The sequence below is a fragment of the Thalassovita mangrovi genome, from assembly GCF_009857745.1.
Taxonomy (GTDB): Bacteria; Pseudomonadota; Alphaproteobacteria; order Rhodobacterales; family Rhodobacteraceae; genus Thalassobius; species Thalassobius mangrovi.
Map to the genome: position 1 here is coordinate 100,203 of NZ_WWEN01000010.1, position 19,935 is coordinate 120,137.

Consider the following 19,935-nt stretch of genomic DNA (forward strand, 5'->3'; position numbering starts at 1 on the left):
GACGATGAGTGCAGACAAGACCATCCTGATCGCCGGAACCTATGACACCAAGGATGACGAGTTGTCCTATCTGGCCGATTGCATCCGGGGTCAGGGCGGTGGCGTGCTGACCATGGATGTCAGCGTGCTGGGCGATCCCAAGGCGCCGACGGACGTGTCGAAACACGATGTGGCGCAGGTGGGCGGCAGTTCGATCGAGGCCGCCATCGACAGTGGTGACGAAAACGTCGCGATGCAGATCATGGCGAAGGGCGCTGCAGCAATGGCGGCGCAACTGCATTCCGAGGGCAAGATCGACGGCGCCATCGTCCTGGGCGGCACCATGGGCACCGACCTGGCGCTGGACCTGTGTTCGGCGCTGCCCCTGGGCGTGCCGAAATTCGTGGTTTCGACGGTCAGCTTCTCGGCCATGCTGCCGCCCGAACGGCTGGCCGCCGACATCCAGATGATCCTCTGGGCAGGCGGGCTTTACGGGCTGAATTCGGTCTGCAAATCCTCGCTGTCCCAGGCGGCGGGCGCCGTTCTGGGCGCCGCCCGCGCGGTGGAGCCGCCAAAACGCGACCGGCCTCTGATCGGCATGACCAGTTTCGGCAAGACGATCCTGCATTACATGGTCAAGCTGAAACCCGCATTGGAACAACGCGGTTACGAGGTCGCCGTGTTCCACGCCACCGGCATGGGCGGGCGAGCGTTCGAATCTTTGGCGGAACAGGGCGCGTTTGCCTGCGTGATGGATTTCGCCACGCAGGAGGTCGGCAATCACATGATGGGGTCGGGCATTTCGGCGGGCGCCGACCGGATGACCAATGCCGGACTGAAAGGCATCCCGCAGATGGTGGCCCCCGCCTGTTACGACCTCGTCGACCTGATCGGCTGGCAACCGCTGCCTGATCGTTTGCAGGGGCGCGAGGCGCATGCCCATAACCGGCTGCTAACCTCGGTCCTGCTGAGCACCGAGGAGCGCCGCGAAGTGGCGCGGCTGATGGCCGACAAGCTGTCCACGGCGACTGGCCCCACAACCTTCCTGCTGCCCAATCAGGGCGGCAACGAATGGGACCGCCCCGGCGCGCCTTTGCACGATGCCGAGGGGCTGGCGGCGTTTTGCAGCGAAATGCGCGCGGCCTGCCCGGCCAACGTCACGCTGGAGGACCTCGATTGCCACATCAACGACGATGCGTTCAGCGAACAAGTGCTGGCGATCTTCGATCAGTGGGTGGCAGAGGGGATCGTGCCGGAAGGGGTTTCCTGAAAAATCCTACGCGCCGGTATCCCGTGCCAGCGCGTCCAATTCGTTCAGCAGGTCCAGCAGCGCGTCCAGCTTGTCCGGCCCGAATTCGTCGCGCAGCCAGGCGTTCAACCGCTGGCTTTCCGCCATATTGTCGAGGATCAGCTGACGGCCGGTATCGGTGATCGAAATCTGCTGCTTGCGCCGGTCGGTCGGATGCGGCGCGCGCGCCACCATGCCCTTGCCTTCCAGCGTCTGCAGGATGCGGGTCAGAGACGGCAGCAACAGGCAGGACCGGTCGGCGATTTCGGTGGGGTCCAGCGTGCCCTTTTCGTCCAGCACCCGCAACACGCGCCATTGCTGTTCGGTGACGCCCGCGTTGGACAGCATCTGCCGGATCGGCCCCATCACCTTTTCGCGCGCCCGCAACAGGGCGATCGGCAGGGATCGATTCGTATCCGGCGGTGTCGGTCGGTGCGTGTCCATACCCTTGTGTGCCCTCGTTTTTTCTAAACGGCAAGCCGAAGGGTTGACGCAGCGCCCTCTATTTGATTAACATGTTAATTAAGAGGAGAAGAAGATATGGCCCATTTCATGATCGATTATTCCGCCAACCTCGAAGAGGCGGTGGACTGGCCCGGGTTCTGCGACCTGATCCGGCGCACGGCGATCGACACCGGTGTCTTCCCGATGGCTGGCATCCGGGTGCGGGCTTTCCGCGCCGACCATGTCAGCATCGCCGACGGCGACCCCAAGCACGGTTATATCGACATTTCTGTCCGTCTGCGCGGCGGCCGTACGCTGGAGGCGCGCAAATCCGCCACCGCCGCCCTGTTCGCCGCCGCCGAAGATTACCTGAAACCGCTGATGCAAACCCGTTCCATCGCCCTGTCGATGGAAATGCGCGACATCGACCCGGAACTGGCGCCCAAGACCGGCACCATCCGCGATCATCTGAAAGGCTGACCCCATGTCCGATCTTCAAGCCAATATCGACAAGCTGCAAGGCTATCTGGCCCGGTTCCGCGACAGCGGCGTCCTGAACCGGATCGGGGGCGAGGACCGACCCGCAAAAAGCGGCGCAACGTTTGACAACCATTCGCCGGTGGACGAAACCCTGATCTGTTCTGTGGCGAAATCCGGCGCCGCCGATATCGACGCCGCGGCAAAGGCCGCCAAGGCCGCATTCCCGGCCTGGCGCGACATGGACCCGAATGAGCGCAAGAAGATCCTGCACAAGATCGCCGACGGCATCGTCGAGCGGGCCGAGGAAATCGCGCTGTGCGAATGCTGGGACACCGGGCAGGCGCTGCGCTTCATGTCCAAGGCGGCTTTGCGCGGGGCGGCCAATTTCCGTTTCTTCGCCGACCGCGCACCGTCCGCGCGCGACGGGCAGCACCTGCCTTCGGCCACGCTGATGAACATCACCACCCGGGTGCCGATCGGCCCGATCGGGGTCATCACGCCGTGGAACACGCCCTTCATGCTCAGCACCTGGAAAATCGCCCCCGCGCTGGCGGCGGGTTGCACCGTGGTGCACAAACCGGCCGAATTCAGCCCCGTGACCGCCCGCATCCTGATGGAAATCGCCGAGGAGGCCGGCCTGCCGCCGGGCGTGTGGAACCTCGTCAACGGCTTTGGTGAAGACGCCGGCAAGGCGTTGACCGAACATCCCGACATCAAGGCCATCGCTTTCGTCGGGGAATCGAAAACCGGCTCGATGATCATGAAACAGGGTGCCGACACGCTGAAGCGGGTGCATTTCGAACTGGGCGGCAAGAACCCCGTGATCGTCTTCGACGACGCCGATCTGGACCGCGCGCTCGATGCGGCGATCTTCATGATCTATTCGCTGAACGGCGAACGCTGCACCTCGTCCTCTAGGCTGCTGGTGCAATCGAGCATCGCCGAGGAATTTACCGCCAAGCTGATCGAGCGGGTGAACAGGATCAAGGTCGGCCATCCGCTGGACCCGACCACCGAAATCGGGCCGCTCATTCACCAGACCCATTTCGCCAAGGTCTGTTCCTATTTCGACATCGCCAAATCCGACGGCGCCACCGTCGCGGCGGGCGGCGCAGCGCTGGACCAACCGGGCTATTACGTGCGTCCGACCCTGTTCACCGGGGCCCGCAACGACATGCGCGTCGCGCAGGAGGAAATCTTCGGCCCGGTGCTGACCGCGATCCCGTTCGACAGCGAGGAAGAGGCGCTGGAGATCGCCAACGGCGTTCAATACGGGCTCACCGGCTATGTCTGGACCAACGACCTGACCCGCGCGCTGCGCTTCACCGAGAAGCTCGAGGCCGGGATGATCTGGGTGAACAGCGAAAACGTCCGCCACCTGCCCACCCCCTTCGGCGGGGTCAAGGCCAGCGGCATCGGCCGCGACGGCGGCGACTGGTCGTTCGAATTCTACATGGAGCAGAAACATATCGGCCTGGCCACCGGCCAGCACCGCATCCCCCGGCTGGGCGCCTGAACCGGCTGCCCTAGGAAACGCGCGAAAAGTTTCTTCGAGGAGGAGGAAGACAGATGGGAGAAATCGTTCTTGCCGCCAAGATGACCCATGTTCCGACCATGCTGATGTCGGAACAGGAGGGCCCGATCAAGGGCAAGCGGCAGGCCGCCATCGACGGGCACCGTGAAATTGCCCGGCGCGCCAAGGCGCTTGGCGCCGACACGGTGGTGATCTGCGACACCCACTGGGTGATCAACGCAGGCTTTCACATCAACGCCAACAGCCGGTTCGAGGGATTGTTCACCTCGAACGAATTCCCGCAATTCATCCAGGACCTGCCCTATGGCTATGACGGCAACCCCGAACTGGGCGATGCCATCGCCAAGGCTGCCAGCGACCGGGGTGCGTTCACCCTGTCGCATCACCTCGACAGCCTGGAACTGGAATACGGCACGCTAGTGCCGATGCGCTTCATGAGCCGCGAACACGAGATGAAGGTGGTATCGATCGCCGCCTGGTGCACCGTGCACGGTCACGACGAAAGCCGCGTGGTGGGCGAGGCGATCCGCGCAGCGGTGGAGGCCAGCGACAGCAAGGTGCTGCTGGTCGCCAGCGGCAGCCTGTCCCACAAGATCTGGGCCAACAAGGATTACGCCGCCAATAACGGCACCTTCACCATCAGTTCCGAATTCAACCGTCAGATGGACCTGCACGTGCTGGACATGTGGAAACGCGGCGACCACGCGACCTTCCTGAAGATGCTGGGCGATTACGCGCAGTTCTGCTGCGGCGAAGGATCGATGCACGACACCGCGATGCTTTACGGCGCGCTTGGCTGGGACAAGTATGACGGCAAATGCGAAGTGGTGACCGAGTATTTCCCCAGCTCCGGCACCGGCCAGACCAATGTGATTTTCCCGGTATAACCGGGCCCCGAAGGAGAGCAGACATGCCCATTCCCGCCCCGAACCTTTATCCGGCCTTCAACATCGTCCGGCTGAGCCATGTGGAGTTGATGGTCACCGACCTGGCCGCGTCGCGTGCGTTTTACGTCGACACTCTGGGCCTGCAGGTCACCGACGAGGACGACCAGGTGATTTACCTGCGCGCGATGGAAGAACGCGGCCATCACTGCATGGTGCTGCGCAAGGGCGCGACGGCGGAGGTGAATTACCTGTCCTACAAGGTCTATTCCGAGGACGACCTGGACAAGGCGCATGACTGGTTCGCGGCCAGGGGCCTGCCGGTGGCTTGGGTGACCCGCCCCTATCAGGGCCGCACCCTGCGCACGACAGACCTGTTCGGCGCGCCGATGGAATTCTATTTCAAGATGGACCGGCTGGAACCGATCCATCAGAAATACGCGCTCTATCACGGGGTGAAGCCGCTTCGCATCGACCATTTCAACTGCTTCAGCCCGAACGTGGACGACAGCGTCGCCTTCTATAACGAAATGGGTTTCCGCGTCACCGAATACACCGAGGACGAGGAAAGCGGGAACCTCTGGGCCGCCTGGATGCATCGCAAGGGCGGCATCCACGACATCGCCTTCACCAATGGCAAAGGCCCACGACTGCACCACACCGCCTTCTGGGTGCCGACGCCGCTCAACATCATCGACCTGCTGGATCTGATGAGCACCACCGGGTATCTGGACAACATCGAACGCGGCCCGGGGCGGCACGGGATTTCCAACGCCTTCTTCCTCTACATCCTCGACCCCGACGGCCACCGGATCGAAATCTACTGTTCCGATTACCAGACCGTGGACCCGGACCTGGAGCCAATCAAATGGGACCTGAAGGACCCGCAGCGGCAAACCCTGTGGGGGGCGCCGGCGCCGAAAAGCTGGTTCGAACATGGCAGCAGCTTTGAAGGCGTCGAACTGCGGGAGTCCAAGATGAAGGCGCAGCCGATCATCGCACCGTAAGCGCGGGCTGCCGGGGGCGGGACGCCTCCGGCGGGAGTATTTTTGCCAAGAAGAAGACAGGGGATCGAGATGAAATTCGCAACGGTGAGCGCCGAGGGGCAGCAGTTTTACGGCGCGGTGGTCGAGGATGGGTTCATCGCCCTGTCGCCCGATTTTCCCGACTGGCCGAGCTTGCGCGAGGTGATCGCGGCGGGCGGTCTGACGCGGCTGCAAGAGGCAGCGGCAGGGCGTTCGGTGACCCACCCCAACGGGTCTTTCCGCTATGACATCCCGGTGCCCGCGCCCGAAAAGATCATCTGCGTGGGCGTGAACTTCCCCGACCGCAACGCCGAATACAAGGACGGCACCGCGCAGCCCAAGCACATGTCGCTGTTTCCCCGTTTCCCGCGCAGCTTCACCGGTCATGATTGCCCGCTGATCCGGCCGCCGGAAAACCACACGCTGGATTACGAGGGCGAAGTCGCCATCGTGATCGGCAAGGAAGGACGGCGGATCAAGCCGGAGGACGCCTACGACCACATCGCCGCGCTGACGCTGTGCAACGAGGGAACGATCCGCGACTGGGTGCGCCACGCCAAGTTCAACGTCACGCAGGGCAAGAACTGGGACAGGTCCGGCGCGATCGGCCCGTGGCTGGTTCCCTTCACCGATGCGGCGCAGCTCGATGAGGCGCGGATACAGACGCGGGTGAACGGCGAGCTGCGCCAGGACGATGTGCTGTCGCGCATGATGTTCCCGATCCGCGAGGAAATCGCCTATATCAGCACCTTCACCACGCTGGTGCCCGGCGACATCATCGTCACCGGCACCCCCACCGGGGCGGGCGCGCGGTTCGATCCGCCGCGTTACCTGAAACCGGGCGACGTGGTCGAGGTGGAAGCGACCGGCATCGGCATCCTGCGCAACACGGTGGAGGACGAGGCGTGACGCCGGATCAGCACAAGCAAGCCGCCGCCGCGCTGTGGCAGGCCGAACAGACGGGGCAGCAGATCGGCCTGTTGTCGCTGCAATATCCCGGCATGACGATGGACGACGCCTATGCGGTGCAGGCGGCGCTGGTCGAGGCGCGCCGCGAGGCGGGACGCGAGGTGATCGGCTGGAAGATCGGGCTGACATCGAGGGCGATGCAGCAGGCGCTGAACATCGACATTCCCGACAGCGGCGTTTTGATGGACGACATGTTGTTCGACACCGGCGGCACGGTGCCCGCGGGCCGGTTCATCCAGCCCCGCATCGAGGCCGAGATCGCCTTCGTGATGAAAGCACCGCTGTCCGGCGCGGACGTGACCCGCGACGACGTGATCGCGGCGACCGATTACGTGGTGCCGTCGCTGGAAATCCTCGACACCCGCATCCTGCGCGCCGATCCGGACAGCGGCAAGACGCGGATCATCACCGACACGATTTCCGACAACGCCGCCAATGCCGGGCTGGTTCTGGGCCGCGACCACCACGCGATCGACGCTTTCGACCTGCGTTGGGTTGGCGCCATCGTCAGCCGCGACGGCGCGGTCGAGGAAACCGGGCTGGGCGCCGGGGTGCTGAACGATCCCATCGAAGGCATCGTCTGGCTGGCACGGCGGATGGAGCAGTATGGCCAAAAGATCGAGGCCGGTCAGGTGATCCTGTCGGGCAGTTTCATCCGTCCGATCGAGGCGCCGTCGGGTTGCCGGGTCGAGGCCGATTTCGGCCCGTTCGGGCAGGTGTCGATCAGCTTTGCCTGAAGCCCCCTTGCCATTGCCCGCGAATATGCGTCATTTGGCAAGACCTTGAGGGAGGACGAGGATGATCGACGAACTGCGCGCAATCGTGGGCGATGCTTACGCCCTGACCGGGGCCGACCTGGCCGGATGGTCGCAGGACTGGACCGGCACCTATCAGTTCAATCCGTTGGCGGTCGTACGCCCGGCCAACACGGGCGAAGTGGCGCAGATCGTCAAATGGGCCAACCGGACCGGCACCGCCATCGTGCCGGTGTCGGGCAATACCGGCCTGTCAGGCGGCACGCGGGCCGAGGGTGCCTTGATGCTGTCGCTGGACCGAATGAACGCGATCCGCGAGGTCCGCCCCGAATCCCGCATCGCCATCGTCGAGGCAGGCGTGATCCTGTCCAACCTGCACGACGCCGCCGAGGCGGAGGATCTGATTTTCCCGCTGACCTTCGGCGCCAAGGGATCGGCGATGATCGGCGGCTGCCTGTCGACCAATGCAGGCGGGTCCAACGTGCTGCGCTATGGCAATACCCGCGACCTGGTGCTGGGGATCGAGGCGGTGCTGCCCAACGGCGAGGTCATGGAAATCATGAGCGAGCTGCACAAGGACAATTCCGGCTATAACCTGAAGCACCTGCTGATCGGGGCCGAGGGCACCTTGGGCATCATCACCGCCGCGGTGCTGAAGCTGCACCCGAAACCGCGCGCCTATGCCACCGCGATGGTGGCCGTGCCCACCCTGCCCGACGCACTGGTTCTGCTGAACCGGCTGCAGCAGGAAACCGGCGGCGCGGTCGAAGCCTTCGAATACATGCCGCGCAAGCATGTCGAGGTCTATTGCCAGATCAAACCGGATGCCCGCGAACCCTTCGAGGACCCGCAGGACGTCAACATCCTGGTCGAGGTCGGCGCCACCGCGCCGCGCGATTGCACCCCCGGCCCCGACGGCCAGGTGCCGGTGGCCGCTTATCTGGAACAGGTGCTGGCCGGCATGTTCGAGGAAGGCATGCTGCTGGATGCGGTGGTAGCGCAGAACGAAGCGCAGCGGCGCGGAATGTGGGAACGCCGTGAAGCCGCCGCCGAAATCGCCATGTCGCGCCGCCCGGTCGTGGTCAACGACATCGCCGTGCCTCTGGATAAGGTCGCGCCCTTCCTTGAGCGGATGGAAACCGTGCTGCCCAAGGTCGATCCCGGCGCCGAGCCGATCATCGTGTCGCATTTGGGCGACGGCAATGTGCATTACACCGTCTGGCCCGCCAGCCAGGACCCGCAGGTGCATGACGCGATCATGGAGGCGGTCGAGGACGAAGTGCTGGCCATGGGCGGCAGCTTCTCCGCCGAACACGGGATCGGCACGTCGAAACTGCCCTCGATGCGGAGGCGCAAGAACCCCGTCGCGCTGCAGGCGATGAAGGCGATCAAGGCCGCGCTCGACCCCAACGGAATTCTGAACCCCGGCAAGCTGCTGCCCTGACGGTGCGGATCGGGGCTAAATGCCCCTTCCGCAGATAGTTATGTCTTGTTACAAACCGCCCATGTCTGATCTGGGAGGAAAACAGATGTCGCACCCCCTCGTATTGATTGCCGGCGGCGGCATTGGCGGGCTGTCGCTTGCGCTGACGCTGCAACAGATCGGCGTCCCCTGCCTTGTGTTCGAGGCTGTGCAGGAATTGCGCCCGCTGGGCGTGGGCATCAACATCCAGCCCAACGCGGTGCGCGAGCTTTATGACCTCGGCATCGGGGCCGACGATCTTGATCAGGTCGGCGTTCCGGCCAGGGAATGGGCGCTGGTCGGGCTGAACGGCAACGACATCTATTCCGAACCGCGCGGCGAATTGGCCGGTTACAACTGGCCGCAATACGCGGTGCATCGCGGCAAGTTCCACATGCTGCTTTACGCCAAATTCGTAGAACGCGCAGGCAAAGACGCGGTGCGGCTGGGCCAGCGCGTCACCGGTTACGAAAACAACGCCGACGGCAGCGTGACGGCGATTATTGAGCACACCGACGGCACGGTGACGCGCGAGACCGGCGCGATCCTGATCGGCGCCGACGGCATCCATTCGGCGGTGCGCGCGCAGATGCATCCCGACCAACCCCCGATCCACTGGGGCGGCGCGGTGATGTGGCGCGGCACCACTTTGACCAAACCGATCCGCACCGGGTCTTCCTTCGTCGGCCTGGGCACGCATAAGCACCGGATGGTGATCTATCCGATTTCGCATCCCGACCCGGACACCGGACTGGCGCAGGTCAACTGGATCGCCGAGGTCACCTATGACGATCCCTCGGCGCATGAAACCACCGGCTGGTTCCGGCAGGTGGAGCTGTCGGATTTCGCGCATCATTTCGACGGCTGGGAATATGACTGGCTGAACGTGCCCGAACTGCTGCGCGGCGCCGAGGTGGCGTACGAGAACCCGATGATCGACCGCGACCCGGTGCCGACCTGGCGCGACGGCGCGGTGGCTTTGATGGGCGACGCGGCGCATGCGATGTACCCGACCGGGTCGAACGGCGCCAGCCAGGCGGTGATCGACGCGCGCGAACTGGGCGCAGCTATGCTGGAACACGGGGTGACGGCGGAGGCGTTGCAGGCCTATGACGACAAGCTCTGTGGCCCGGTGTCGGAACTGATCCTGCGCAACCGCGGCGCAGGACCGTTCGGATTACTGAACATGGTCGACGACCGCTGCGGCGGCGAATTCGACAATATCGACGACGTGATCCCGGCCGAGGAACGCGCCGAGTTCATGGCCAAGTACAAGGCCGCCGCGGGCTTCGCCATCGAGAAGCTGAACAATGCCGACCGGATGATCCCCGAAGGCGCGAAGGTCACGAAAGACGCCTGAGACGAAAATGCAGGCCGGGCTTCAGCCCGGCCTATCGTTTTCCCGCCAAGACTCATGCCCCGCGCGCCGGGCGGCGAAGCTTGCCTTTCATGCGCAACCCGTCGCGCATGTTGAGGCTGAGCAGCGTGATGTTTGCCGCCCCCGCCAACAGCTCAAGCGCCTGCACGGCATAGAACGCCGTGTCGAATTCCCCCGCCTGCGCCTTGAAGGACAAGAAGAGCGCCGAGGGGACCAGGATCAGGATGCCGTTGGCGGCGATGAACGGCATCCGTTTCTTCTTGCGCGCCACCAGCGGCCCGCGCCAGGTCTTGCCCAGGCGCTGCCCCGAAAGCGCGACGGTCATCAGCGCCGGGATCAGGATCAGGAAGCCCCAGGGGACCAGCGCCTTGACCATGGTGACGGTCGCCGCGCCGGCGAAGAGTTCGGACAAGGCGGTCGAGAGCCAGAAGCCCAGGATCATCAGCAGGGCAAGTGTGCCTGCGACAGGGTGAAGGATCTTGGTCATGAGCGTATTCCATCCGTTTCATGATTTTGTATAGCAAGCTATATATTATTGCATAGCTTGCTATTCAAGTGGTAGAAACCGACATGGAATTCAGGAAAAACCAATCGGCGGGGTTTCTCGTCAACCACGTCGCCCGCATCTTCGCGCGCGGCCTTGCGGCGCGGATCAAACCGCTGGGTCTGACCACCGGCGTTTTCCCGGCGCTGCTGGAGCTGTGGGAAAAGGACGGGCTGACGCAAAAGCAACTGGTCGTCCGGCTGGATATCGAACAGGCGACCATGGCCAACACGCTGGCGCGGATGGAACGCGACGGGCTGATCACCCGCAAGCCGGACGAAAACGACCGGCGCTCGCAACGGATCTGGCTGACCGACCGGGCGCGCGGCATGCAAGGGGCCGCTATCGCTGCGGCGATGGACGAAAACGCCGCGGCGCTTGCGGGGCTTTCCGAGGCGGAACAGCGCCAGTTCGTCGCCTTGCTGCAAAAGGTGGTCGAAACCGGCGGGAAGAAGGACGGCAGTGAAAGCTGAAATCCGCAGCATCGCGGCACCACCGCAGGTCCGGTTCACAACCGCCTGTTGTCAAAGCTTGCAAGGCTGTTCAGGCTCAAGAAGAGTGCCTTCCGGGGCGCGCGCTGAGGCAATGAGAAATGGCTATCGGTTCAGCACAGGATCAGTTCCGCTTTGAAAGCGCCAGCGTCGCGGATGCAGAACGCCTTGCCGCCATTCGCGTCGAAGCGATGCGCCCGAGCCTGGAAGCCGTCGGGCGGTTTGACCCGGAACGCGCCAGGGCCCGTTTCCTGGACAGCTTCGATGCCGCCGATACCAAGATCATTCATGCGGGCAATGCGGTTGTCGGTTTCTTTGTCGTCCGCAGACGGGCCGATCACTTCTATCTCGATCACCTCTATGTCACCCCGGGGTTTCAGGGCCGGGGCATCGGCCGGTATGTCATCGACGATCTGAAGGCCGAGGCGCGCGCAGCCACCCTGCCGATCCGGCTGATGGCGCTGAACGGCAGCCCCGCGAACGGGTTCTACCGCTCCTGCTGTTTCGAAGCCGTTTCGGCGGATGCGCTGGATACCCTCTATGAATGGGTGCCCTGACGCGGATGGTTGCTGAGCCGACCGTAGGGTGGAAAAAGCGGCGCGATCCATCGCAGATGTTCTCCTACGTAAACCGCTCCTGTTCATCCGGCCATATCCAGATTTTCTCATCGGCTAGGATCGCGGCCACCACGGCTTCGCCACGCTCTCGCGTGCTGGGGCTTTCACCGAGCCCCATATGCTGTGTTTCAATCTCAACGAGGTATTCGACAACCTGCGCGCCGGGTATTCCTCTTCGCAGCTGAGAAGCTGCTGAAATCAGGTAATTGTCATATTCGTCGGCGAAACGCCGGTTGGCTTCGTCATCCCATTTGCCAGAGCGGATGCTACCCGAACTCAACAAGCCGATCGGATCCCATAGCTCCCAGCCAATATCGCGCAGCTTCGACAGCCTGACCCTCGGTTGCGGTGAAATCTTCGTCATTTTTCTACAGCGGTGAATACAGCATCCCGCCACTCTACGCACTGTTCCCCTATCCGGGAAGGGCCCATGGCATAACTAGGGGACAAGCCCCGCTCACCGCCAGCTGAAGAAATCCGGCCCCGCCTGTTCCAGCATGTCCTTGGCCATCTGGCGGCCAAGTTCGGCGCCGTCCTCGATGGAGCAGCTGCGGTCCTCGGCGATCACCTCGGACCCGTCGGGGCGCAGCACCTCGCCGCGCAGGCGCAGCGTATTGCCATCGAGTTCCGCCAGCCCGGCAATCGGGGTTTCGCAGGACCCGTCGAGCGCCGCCAGGAAGGCCCGTTCCGCCGCCAGCCGCTGGCCGGTCTGCCCATCATGGATCGCCGACAGCATCTCGGCCGCGCGGCTGTCATCCGCGCGCCGCTCGATGCCGATCGCGCCCTGCGCAACCGCCGGCAGCATGTAATCCGGATCGATGGCCGAGCGCGCCACATCGGCCATGCCCAACCGGTTCAGCCCCGCCATGGCGAGGAAGGTCGCGTCAGCCACCCCGTCTTCGAGCTTCTGCATCCGGGTCTGCACGTTGCCGCGGAATTCGCCCACTTTCAGATGCGGAAACCGGTTCAGCAGTTGCGCCCGGCGGCGCAGCGAGGACGAGCCGAGCAAGGCGCCCTCGGGCAGGTCCTGCAAGGTTTCGTATTTCAGCGACACGAAGGCGTCGCGCACGTCTTCGCGCGGCAGGTAGCAATCCAACAGCAGCCCCTCGGGCTGTTCCACCGGCATGTCCTTCATCGAATGCACCGCGATATCGATGGCGCCCGAGATCATCGCCTCTTCGATTTCCTTGGTGAACAACCCCTTGCCACCGATTTCCTTCAGCGGCTTGTCCGCCGCGATCAGCGCGCGGTTGTCGCCGGTGGTCTTGATCACCACGATTTCGAACGCCTCTTCGGGCAGGTCGAAAGCGGCGGACAGGCGCGCGCGCGTTTCATAGGCCTGCGCCAGCGCAAGCGGGGAACCACGGGTGCCGATTTTCAGCGGCGAAGCGGGGGTGGGAAGGGTCAAAGTCATGCGCCTAGGCTTAGACGCGGTTCGGACCGGAAACAAGCGCGATAAGCGCCCCGCCCTGCGGCCTTTGGTTCCTCTTTCGCCTCAAAGCTTGACATCCGGCGCCCAGAAGGGGACGAACCCTGTCAAGCGAAAGGAAACCCTATGTCCGAGCAGAAACTGATGCTGCGCGCCCTTGCGGGCGAAACCCTGCCCACCCCGCCGATCTGGATGATGCGCCAGGCGGGCCGTTACCTGCCCGAATACCGCGCCACCCGCGCGCAGGCCGGGGATTTCCTGTCACTGTGCTACAACAGCGACCTAGCCGCCGAAGTGACGCTGCAGCCGATCCGCCGCTATGGCTTCGACGCGGCGATCCTGTTCGCCGACATCCTGCTGCTGCCGCAGGCTTTGGGCGCCGATCTGTGGTTCGTCACCGGCGAGGGCCCGCGCCTGTCCACCACCACGACCGAGGCGGAACTGGCCGCGCTGAAGGACAAGGATGCGATCCACGAGGTGCTGAATCCGGTCTATGAAACCGTCCGTATCCTGTCAGGCGAGCTGCCGAAGGAAACCACGCTGATCGGCTTCGCCGGCGCGCCCTGGACCGTGGCGACCTACATGATCGCCGGACGCGGCACCAAGGATCAGGGCCCGGCGCATGCGCTGAAGGCGGAAAACCGCGCCGTGTTCGAAGGCATCATCGACCTGCTGACCGCAGGCACCATCGAATACCTGTCGAAACAGATCGAAGCCGGGGCCGAGGTGGTGAAGCTGTTCGACAGCTGGGCCGGTTCGTTGAAGGGCGAGGATTTCGACCGTTACGCGCTGGAACCCACGAAGAAGATCATCGCGGAACTGAAGGCCCGCCACCCGGGCATCCCCGTCATCGCCTTCCCGCGTGAAGCGGGCGACAAATATATCGGCTTCGCCAAGGCGACCGGCGCCGATTGCGTCGCCGTCGACGACAGCGTGACCGCCGAATGGGCCGCCGAACATGTGCAGGTCGATGGCTGCGTGCAGGGCAACCTGGCGTCGCGCCACATGGTCACCGGCGGGCAGGAGCTGATCGACGAGACCCGCCGCATCGTGAAGGCGTTTTCCAAGGGTCCGCATATCTTCAACCTGGGCCACGGCATCACCCCGGACGCCGATCCCGACAATGTGCAGCTGATGATCGACACGGTGCGCAACGGCTAAGCCGCCATCGCGTGACGGACGTCCCGGACTGCGGGACGTCCGGCAATGACAACCAATGCCTCAGCCCAGGGCGGACCAGCACAGCGCGGTCAGCCATATTCCCGCCCCGAAGCTCAGATGCGCCAACAGGCTTCTCAGCCGCGCTAGACCGGGCCATGGCATGCGCCGTGCCGCCAGCCCGGCGCCCATGCCCGGCTGCAGGATCAGAAACGGCGCCAGCACGGTCAGCGCGCCGAAGTCCAGCGCCGCACCGGGATCGGGCGCAGCAAGCCATCCCGCCCCGGCCCAGGACAGGAAGGCGAGCGCGAACACCACCCCCGTCAGGTAATGGATGCCCCAGCCGATCACCTTTTCGCCCCGGACCGCCGGGCTGGACGTGATCGGGCGATGAACAAAACGGCCCCGCGTCAGATAGGCGGCCCAGCGCCCTACAAGGGCGTAATCGAGCGGCTGAACGCCCAAAGCCTGTTTCAGGATCAGGGCGACACTATCCATGATCAGGGTGGCACCGATGCCGACAACGAAACCGTCCAGAAGCAGCTCAGCCATTTTCCCGCGCCTCCTGTCCGGGGGCCGCACGGAATGCGGTTTCCATTGCAAAGCCCGCCGCTGGAACGGCACAAGCCGGTCGCTGCGGGACAAGCGGGGGGATGGTGGTATTCGGAAGGGTCATGGCCTCATACTCCGTTGACTTTCGCATGAGGGGACGCAGATACAACTTCAAGCCAACTTGAAGTCAACAGCATGATCGACATTTCCGAACTGTCCCGCCGCAGCGGATTTCCCGCCTCGAAACTGCGCTACTACGAAGAGATCGGGCTGATCCGGTCGTCGGGGCGCAAGGGGCTGAAACGGCTGTACGAAGAGGAGGTGACGGTGCGCCTGGCGCTGATTTCTCTGGGGCAAAGCGCGGGGTTCCCGCTGGCGGAGATCCGCGCGCTGATCGGCGCCGAGGGGCGGCCCGCCCTGGACCGCGCCGCGCTTGCGCAGAAGGCGGATGCGCTGGACGATCAGATCAAGCAACTGACCGTGCTGCGGGACGGCATTCGCCACATCATGACCTGCTCTGCGGAAAGCCACCTGGATTGCCCACGCTTCCGGCGCATCATGCGCGTGGCCCTGAAGCGGCGGACCTGAGAAACGCCCGGCCCGGTCAGGGCGCCTTGGCGCGGGTGGCGGTTTCGAGCGCCGTCAGCAGGTCGGCTTCCAGGAAGGGTTTCGCCAGCGTCGCCGCCGCGCCCATGAACCCGGCGACATCCAGATAGCTCGACGTGGCCTTGCGGCCGCCGCCGGACATGGCGACGATCGGCAGGTCGGGGAATTCCTGCAGGATTTCCCGGATGGTTTCGATGCCTTCCTTTTCCGGCATGACCAGATCGGTGATGACGATATCGAAGGGCGTCGCGCGTTGTTTCGCGATCCCCTCGCCCCCGTTTCTGGCAACGGTCACGGCATGGCCATGCCGTTCGAGCATGTGCGAGATCGTGAAGCGCACATCATCTTCGTCGTCGATTACCAGAATTCGGGCCATATATCGTTACTCCATTCCGACCGGATTCGTATTTCAGGCGTCTGACAGCGGCAAGTAGATCGTGAACAGGGTCCCCCGCCCCGGCTTGCTGTCGACGGTGATGGCACCCTCGTGTTCGCGGATGATACCATGCGCCATGGAAAGCCCCAAACCGGTGCCTTCGCCGACGTCCTTCGTGGTGAAGAACGGATCGAAGATATGCGCCAGGGTATGTTCGTCCATCCCGGACCCGTTATCCTTGATCACGAGCGCCGCGTAGCGCCCCTCCTGCAGTTCCGGATCGATCAGCTGACACCGTCGGGGTCCAAGCTTTTCCTGCCCCAGTCTGATCTCGATCCTGCCGCCCGCCGCCGCACCGATCGCCGCGGCGGCGTTGTTGAAGATGTTCAGGAACAGCGATTCGACCTGCACCCTGTCGGCATCGACCGGCAGATCGCCTTCGGCCATGTCGACGGAGAGCGCGATATTGGGCGGCAGGCTCGACCGGGCAAGCGCCAGGGCGTCCTTGACAAGGCACTTGAGTTCGAACTTCTCGAAGGACGGCTTTTCCTGCCTGCTGAAGGCCAGGATGCGCGCCACGATGTCGCGCGCCCTTTCGCTGGCACCGTGGATGCGTTCCAGCACCTCGCGCTGCGCGCTGTCGGGCGGCAGGTCGTCGGCGCTCATCTGGCTGAGCCCGACAATCGGAACCAACAGGTTGTTGAGATTGTGCGCCACGCCGCCGGCCAGATTGCCGAGCGATTCCATCTTCTGGGCGTGACGCATATGGGCTTCGGCGCGTTTCCTTTCGGTCATATCCAGCACGACCGTGACGAAACCGTCGATCTCCCCGTTTTCTCTTGTATAAGGCACCATCGTGACATCGAGCATCTTCGGCCCCTCCCGGCTTTGGACCGTGCGTTCGTACTCGACCGTTTCGCCCCTCAGAACGGCCTGGAACAAGTCGGACAGTTCGTTCATCGCCTGTTCACCGATGACGTCCCGGACGTGGTGCCCTTTCATCTCATCCGGCGTCTTCCCGAACCAGGACGCATAGGTCGGGTTGACCCGCCGATAAGTGAGATCGTTGGAGAAATAGGTCAGCCCCACCGGCAGTGTATCGGCCACCAGCCGGGCCTCACGCTCACTGCGCCGCAACGACCGTTCGGCTTCAAGCCGTTCCGTCACATCCATGACGATCGAAATGAACCCCTCGACCTCACCGTTATCCGTTATGTACGGGACTTGGGTGGTGCTGAATTCCCGGGGACCGTCCACGGTGGACACCGTACGCTGGAATTCGTTGGTGTGACCGGCCAGAACCTTGTCGAGCTGCTCCATGATGAACGGCAAGCCCTTTGGATCGATGACATCCCTGACATGCGATCCCTCGATGTCTTCGGGTGTCTTGCCGAACCAGGCGGCATAGGTCGGATTGACGTTCCGGTAGATGAGATCCTTTGAATTATAGGTCAGCCCCACCGGCAAAGAATCGGATATCAGCCGCGCTTCGCGCTCGCTGCGGCGCAACGCTTCTTCGGTTGCCAGCCGTTCCGTCACATCCTCGCCGGAACTCAGGACACCGACGACCCGCCCGTCCTGCACGATGGGGGCATCATGCCAGCTGATCATAAGGCGGTCGCCCGACTTGGTCTGGACCGGGTTCAAATGGGTCACTTTGGCACTTGTGCCCTGGTCCTTAATCTTCAGAACGTCCAGGCGCACCTCTTCACGCACCGCTTCGCGCACATCTGCCGGAACGCAGATATCGAACCAGTCCCGGCCCATCAATTCCTCGCGCCGGTATCCGAGCATCTTGCAGCCGCTGTCATTGATCAGGGTGACATTGCCATTCTCGTCATGCGCCAAGATCAGTTCGGCCGCGATGTTCAGATAATCCTCGGTCCGCTCCTTTTCCTTTTCCAGTTCCCGCGTGCGCCGTTCCACCCGGGATTCGAGCGTCTCATTGAGCCGCCGCACCTCGTTTTCCACCAGCCGTCGCTCGGTGATGTCCTGTGCCGTGCCCGAAACGGCGATGGGTCGTCCGGCATCGTCGCATTCCAGTTCGCCTTCTTCATGGATGTAACGTATGTCGCCCGAAGGAAGCAGAATTCGGAAATCGAAGCTGTAGGGTTTGCCCCTGATGGCCGCCTGCATGGCCTCGGTCACGAAAGCGCGGTCATCAGGATGGGTGATCTCCAAAAAGGCATCGTGGTTCGATCTGAGTTGATCGCGGGTGCGTCCAAAGACGCGATATATACCCTCAGACCGATGCACGATGTTCGTCGCCAGGTCCCACCTGAAATCGCCCATTCTCGCGATCCGCTGGGCATTGAGAAGGCGTTCTTCGTTTTCACGCAGCTCCTGCTCAATCCCTTTGAAGTCGCTGATATCCTGCAGGATGCCCTCCATCTGGGTCGGCACGTCTTCCCGCCATTCCGGGGCGGTTTCCGTTTCGCGGACATGTCGGGTGACGCCATCCTTGCCGACGATGCGGTACTCCACAAAGATCGGCTCCCGGGTCTGCAGCCGCTGAGACATGGCCTTGATATACTTTTCCCGGTCGTCGGGATGGATCAGGGCGATGTCTTCTTCTTCCGTTGTCGCTTCGGACAAGTATTCATCGACGGTCATGCCGTGCAGAGCCGCGAATTCATCCGTGACGTAAACGTTTCTGCCCTGTTCGAAATCCCAGACGTAATACCCGATCTTGGCAATGCTCATCGCATTCTGCAGCCGCCGCTCGCTTTCTCGAAATTCGGTTTCGGCGGCTTGCTTGCGCTGAACCAGCCCGCGCCAGCGCGAGATCATCTCGCCGATTTCATCCAGCGTCTCGGGCACCAGCAGGCCGACGTTGAAAGAGGTCTCCTCTTGCTCGCCCGCGGCGCCCAGATAGGCATGGACGGGATTCAGGCTTTGCCTGAAACTGTGCCAGGCCATGTAGGTGCCGATACCAGCGATCAAGATCAGCACCAGCCACAAGGCAAAGGTTTCCATTTGGAAGAAACCGGTCCGGTCATAGTAGTAAGCAATCAGCAATGTATCGATCATCACCGGCGTGAACAGGCCAAGGACCGTCAGCCGAAGCCACATCGGGGCGACCACGCTCCTGACACCGCGCGGCGCAAGGTAACGCCCCAGGTGATCCGTCAGGACGAAAATCAAAGGCATCGCGACGATCATCAGCGGCGGGATCGCGGCGAACAGGCTGAACGCATGATCCGCCGCCTCGAACTGGGCATAGCCCATCGCCTGCAGCGACAGGTTTGCCGTTAACATGCCCCCGGTGAAATAGAGTGAAAGCAAGGCGAACAGCAGCCACGGCGTGGCTTTCAACAACCACACCGCCCGCTTCGAAATAACCGAATTGGCGTTTGAAATGATAAACTTTGCGTAGCGCGAGATCAGCCAGAATGCGAGGCCGCTGCTCAACAGGATATGCAGGCCGTTCCAGCTGTAGAAGACATGCAGGATTTCAGGGAAGGGGAAGACCCCGACGAAAACTATCACCACGGTGCCGATGCTGGGCGGCAGGATCAGCGCCAATGCCGTGATCACGAACAGGCCGCGCCGAAACTGCGCGTCCGTCATGTAGTTTCGATCGTTTCTTGCTTCGTTCAAATTTGACCGCTGGATAGATCTTTATGTCAGGAAACCATGGCGGTTCTTCTGGCCTGTTGCAAGCACCACCCGCCCGGCGGGGTCCGAAACAGCCCCGCAGCCCTTAATAAACGAGAGAAAACCACCTGGCGCCCCGCCCCCGGGGGCCTGCCGCAACGCCCGGTAGAACCGCTCGTGCGGTGCGGTTCGCGACGCTTTGCCCGGCTTCAAAATGTTGATTGAAAACAAAAAACCCGCCTTGCGGCGGGTTTTTAGTGGCGGACCGAGGAGGATTCGAACCCCCGACCCCTTGATTCGTAGTCAAGTACTCTATCCAGCTGAGCTATCGGTCCGTGGAGGCGGGATTTAGACCTTGCCGCCGGGC

General features: G+C 63.1%; 20 protein-coding genes and 1 tRNA gene. 13 read left to right on the top strand and 8 right to left on the bottom strand.

Annotated elements, in window-relative coordinates; translation table 11 throughout:
- Positions 1-4 precede the first annotated feature (4 nt).
- Entirely contained in the window at positions 5-1,249 is a 1,245-nt protein-coding gene (locus GR167_RS18400) for a Tm-1-like ATP-binding domain-containing protein (protein WP_160975199.1), read from the top strand.
- 6 nt (positions 1,250-1,255) lie between these two features.
- Here GR167_RS18400 and hpaR read toward each other — a convergent pair whose 3' ends face one another.
- The gene (hpaR, locus tag GR167_RS18405) at positions 1,256-1,711 is read right to left on the bottom strand and encodes a homoprotocatechuate degradation operon regulator HpaR (RefSeq protein ID WP_160975200.1); all 456 of its coding nucleotides are present in this window, start codon (positions 1,709-1,711) and stop codon (positions 1,256-1,258) included.
- A gap of 96 nt (positions 1,712-1,807) precedes the next feature.
- On the opposite strand from hpaR, the gene GR167_RS18410 reads away from it, so the two are divergent.
- From GR167_RS18410 to GR167_RS18445, 8 genes are all read left to right on the top strand, one after another.
- Positions 1,808-2,191: a 5-carboxymethyl-2-hydroxymuconate Delta-isomerase gene (locus tag GR167_RS18410; protein ID WP_160975201.1), complete on the top strand. Its 384-nt coding sequence runs from the start codon at positions 1,808-1,810 to the stop codon at positions 2,189-2,191.
- A gap of 4 nt (positions 2,192-2,195) precedes the next feature.
- The gene (gene hpaE / locus GR167_RS18415; RefSeq protein WP_160975202.1) at positions 2,196-3,707 is read left to right on the top strand and encodes a 5-carboxymethyl-2-hydroxymuconate semialdehyde dehydrogenase; all 1,512 of its coding nucleotides are present in this window, start codon (positions 2,196-2,198) and stop codon (positions 3,705-3,707) included.
- Positions 3,708-3,760: 53 nt separating this feature from the next.
- Positions 3,761-4,612, top strand: coding sequence for a 3,4-dihydroxyphenylacetate 2,3-dioxygenase (gene hpaD, locus GR167_RS18420; RefSeq protein WP_160975203.1), 852 nt, complete (start codon positions 3,761-3,763; stop codon positions 4,610-4,612).
- Positions 4,613-4,635: 23 nt separating this feature from the next.
- Complete coding sequence (hpaD, locus tag GR167_RS18425) at positions 4,636-5,616, top strand: 3,4-dihydroxyphenylacetate 2,3-dioxygenase (protein ID WP_160975204.1); 981 nt, start codon at positions 4,636-4,638, stop codon at positions 5,614-5,616.
- A 69-nt stretch (positions 5,617-5,685) separates the two neighbouring features.
- Complete coding sequence (locus GR167_RS18430) at positions 5,686-6,543, top strand: fumarylacetoacetate hydrolase family protein (protein WP_160975205.1); 858 nt, start codon at positions 5,686-5,688, stop codon at positions 6,541-6,543.
- On the top strand, positions 6,540-7,340 hold the full coding sequence (gene hpaH, locus GR167_RS18435; protein WP_160975206.1) for a 2-oxo-hept-4-ene-1,7-dioate hydratase: 801 nt from the start codon (positions 6,540-6,542) through the stop codon (positions 7,338-7,340). Before GR167_RS18430 ends, hpaH begins: the two co-directional genes overlap by 4 nt.
- Positions 7,341-7,401: 61 nt before the next feature.
- The gene (locus GR167_RS18440) at positions 7,402-8,802 is read left to right on the top strand and encodes an FAD-binding oxidoreductase (protein WP_160975207.1); all 1,401 of its coding nucleotides are present in this window, start codon (positions 7,402-7,404) and stop codon (positions 8,800-8,802) included.
- 85 nt (positions 8,803-8,887) lie between these two features.
- A complete protein-coding gene (locus GR167_RS18445; protein WP_160975208.1) occupies positions 8,888-10,180 on the top strand; it encodes a flavin-dependent oxidoreductase in 1,293 nt (430 codons plus the stop codon).
- A 52-nt stretch (positions 10,181-10,232) separates the two neighbouring features.
- Here the strand turns inward: GR167_RS18445 and GR167_RS18450 are convergent, their stop codons facing one another.
- Positions 10,233-10,685, bottom strand: a complete 453-nt coding sequence (locus GR167_RS18450) for a hypothetical protein (protein WP_160975209.1) — start codon at positions 10,683-10,685, stop codon at positions 10,233-10,235.
- An 83-nt stretch (positions 10,686-10,768) separates the two neighbouring features.
- On the opposite strand from GR167_RS18450, the gene GR167_RS18455 reads away from it, so the two are divergent.
- Together GR167_RS18455 and GR167_RS18460 are read left to right on the top strand one after the other, a co-directional pair.
- Entirely contained in the window at positions 10,769-11,215 is a 447-nt protein-coding gene (locus GR167_RS18455) for a MarR family winged helix-turn-helix transcriptional regulator (protein ID WP_160975210.1), read from the top strand.
- 119 nt (positions 11,216-11,334) lie between these two features.
- Positions 11,335-11,790 carry a GNAT family N-acetyltransferase gene (locus GR167_RS18460; RefSeq protein ID WP_235916037.1) on the top strand — a complete coding sequence of 152 codons (456 nt, stop codon included), beginning with the start codon at positions 11,335-11,337 and terminating at the stop codon, positions 11,788-11,790.
- A 64-nt stretch (positions 11,791-11,854) separates the two neighbouring features.
- On the opposite strand, the gene GR167_RS18465 is transcribed toward GR167_RS18460, so the two are convergent.
- Both GR167_RS18465 and hemC read right to left on the bottom strand, forming a co-directional pair.
- Complete coding sequence (locus GR167_RS18465; protein WP_160975211.1) at positions 11,855-12,214, bottom strand: hypothetical protein; 360 nt, start codon at positions 12,212-12,214, stop codon at positions 11,855-11,857.
- 93 nt (positions 12,215-12,307) lie between these two features.
- Entirely contained in the window at positions 12,308-13,264 is a 957-nt protein-coding gene (gene hemC / locus GR167_RS18470) for a hydroxymethylbilane synthase (protein ID WP_160975212.1), read from the bottom strand.
- A gap of 141 nt (positions 13,265-13,405) precedes the next feature.
- On the opposite strand from hemC, the gene hemE reads away from it, so the two are divergent.
- Entirely contained in the window at positions 13,406-14,440 is a 1,035-nt protein-coding gene (gene hemE / locus GR167_RS18475; protein WP_160975213.1) for a uroporphyrinogen decarboxylase, read from the top strand.
- A gap of 60 nt (positions 14,441-14,500) precedes the next feature.
- On the opposite strand, the gene GR167_RS18480 is transcribed toward hemE, so the two are convergent.
- Positions 14,501-14,989 carry a DUF2938 family protein gene (locus GR167_RS18480; protein WP_160975214.1) on the bottom strand — a complete coding sequence of 163 codons (489 nt, stop codon included), beginning with the start codon at positions 14,987-14,989 and terminating at the stop codon, positions 14,501-14,503.
- Positions 14,990-15,184: 195 nt separating this feature from the next.
- Here GR167_RS18480 and GR167_RS18485 point away from each other — a divergent pair, with 195 nt between their 5' ends.
- Entirely contained in the window at positions 15,185-15,577 is a 393-nt protein-coding gene (locus tag GR167_RS18485) for a helix-turn-helix domain-containing protein (protein WP_160975215.1), read from the top strand.
- Between the two features lie 16 nt (positions 15,578-15,593).
- Here GR167_RS18485 and GR167_RS18490 read toward each other — a convergent pair whose 3' ends face one another.
- The 3 genes from GR167_RS18490 to GR167_RS18500 form a co-directional block, all read right to left on the bottom strand.
- Positions 15,594-15,971 (bottom strand): response regulator, encoded by a 378-nt coding sequence (locus tag GR167_RS18490; protein WP_160975216.1) that lies wholly within the window; start codon positions 15,969-15,971, stop codon positions 15,594-15,596.
- A gap of 33 nt (positions 15,972-16,004) precedes the next feature.
- Positions 16,005-19,541 carry a PAS domain S-box protein gene (locus GR167_RS18495; RefSeq protein ID WP_160975217.1) on the bottom strand — a complete coding sequence of 1,179 codons (3,537 nt, stop codon included), beginning with the start codon at positions 19,539-19,541 and terminating at the stop codon, positions 16,005-16,007.
- A gap of 285 nt (positions 19,542-19,826) precedes the next feature.
- Positions 19,827-19,903 (bottom strand) — tRNA-Arg (locus GR167_RS18500).
- Positions 19,904-19,935: the final 32 nt, after the last annotated feature.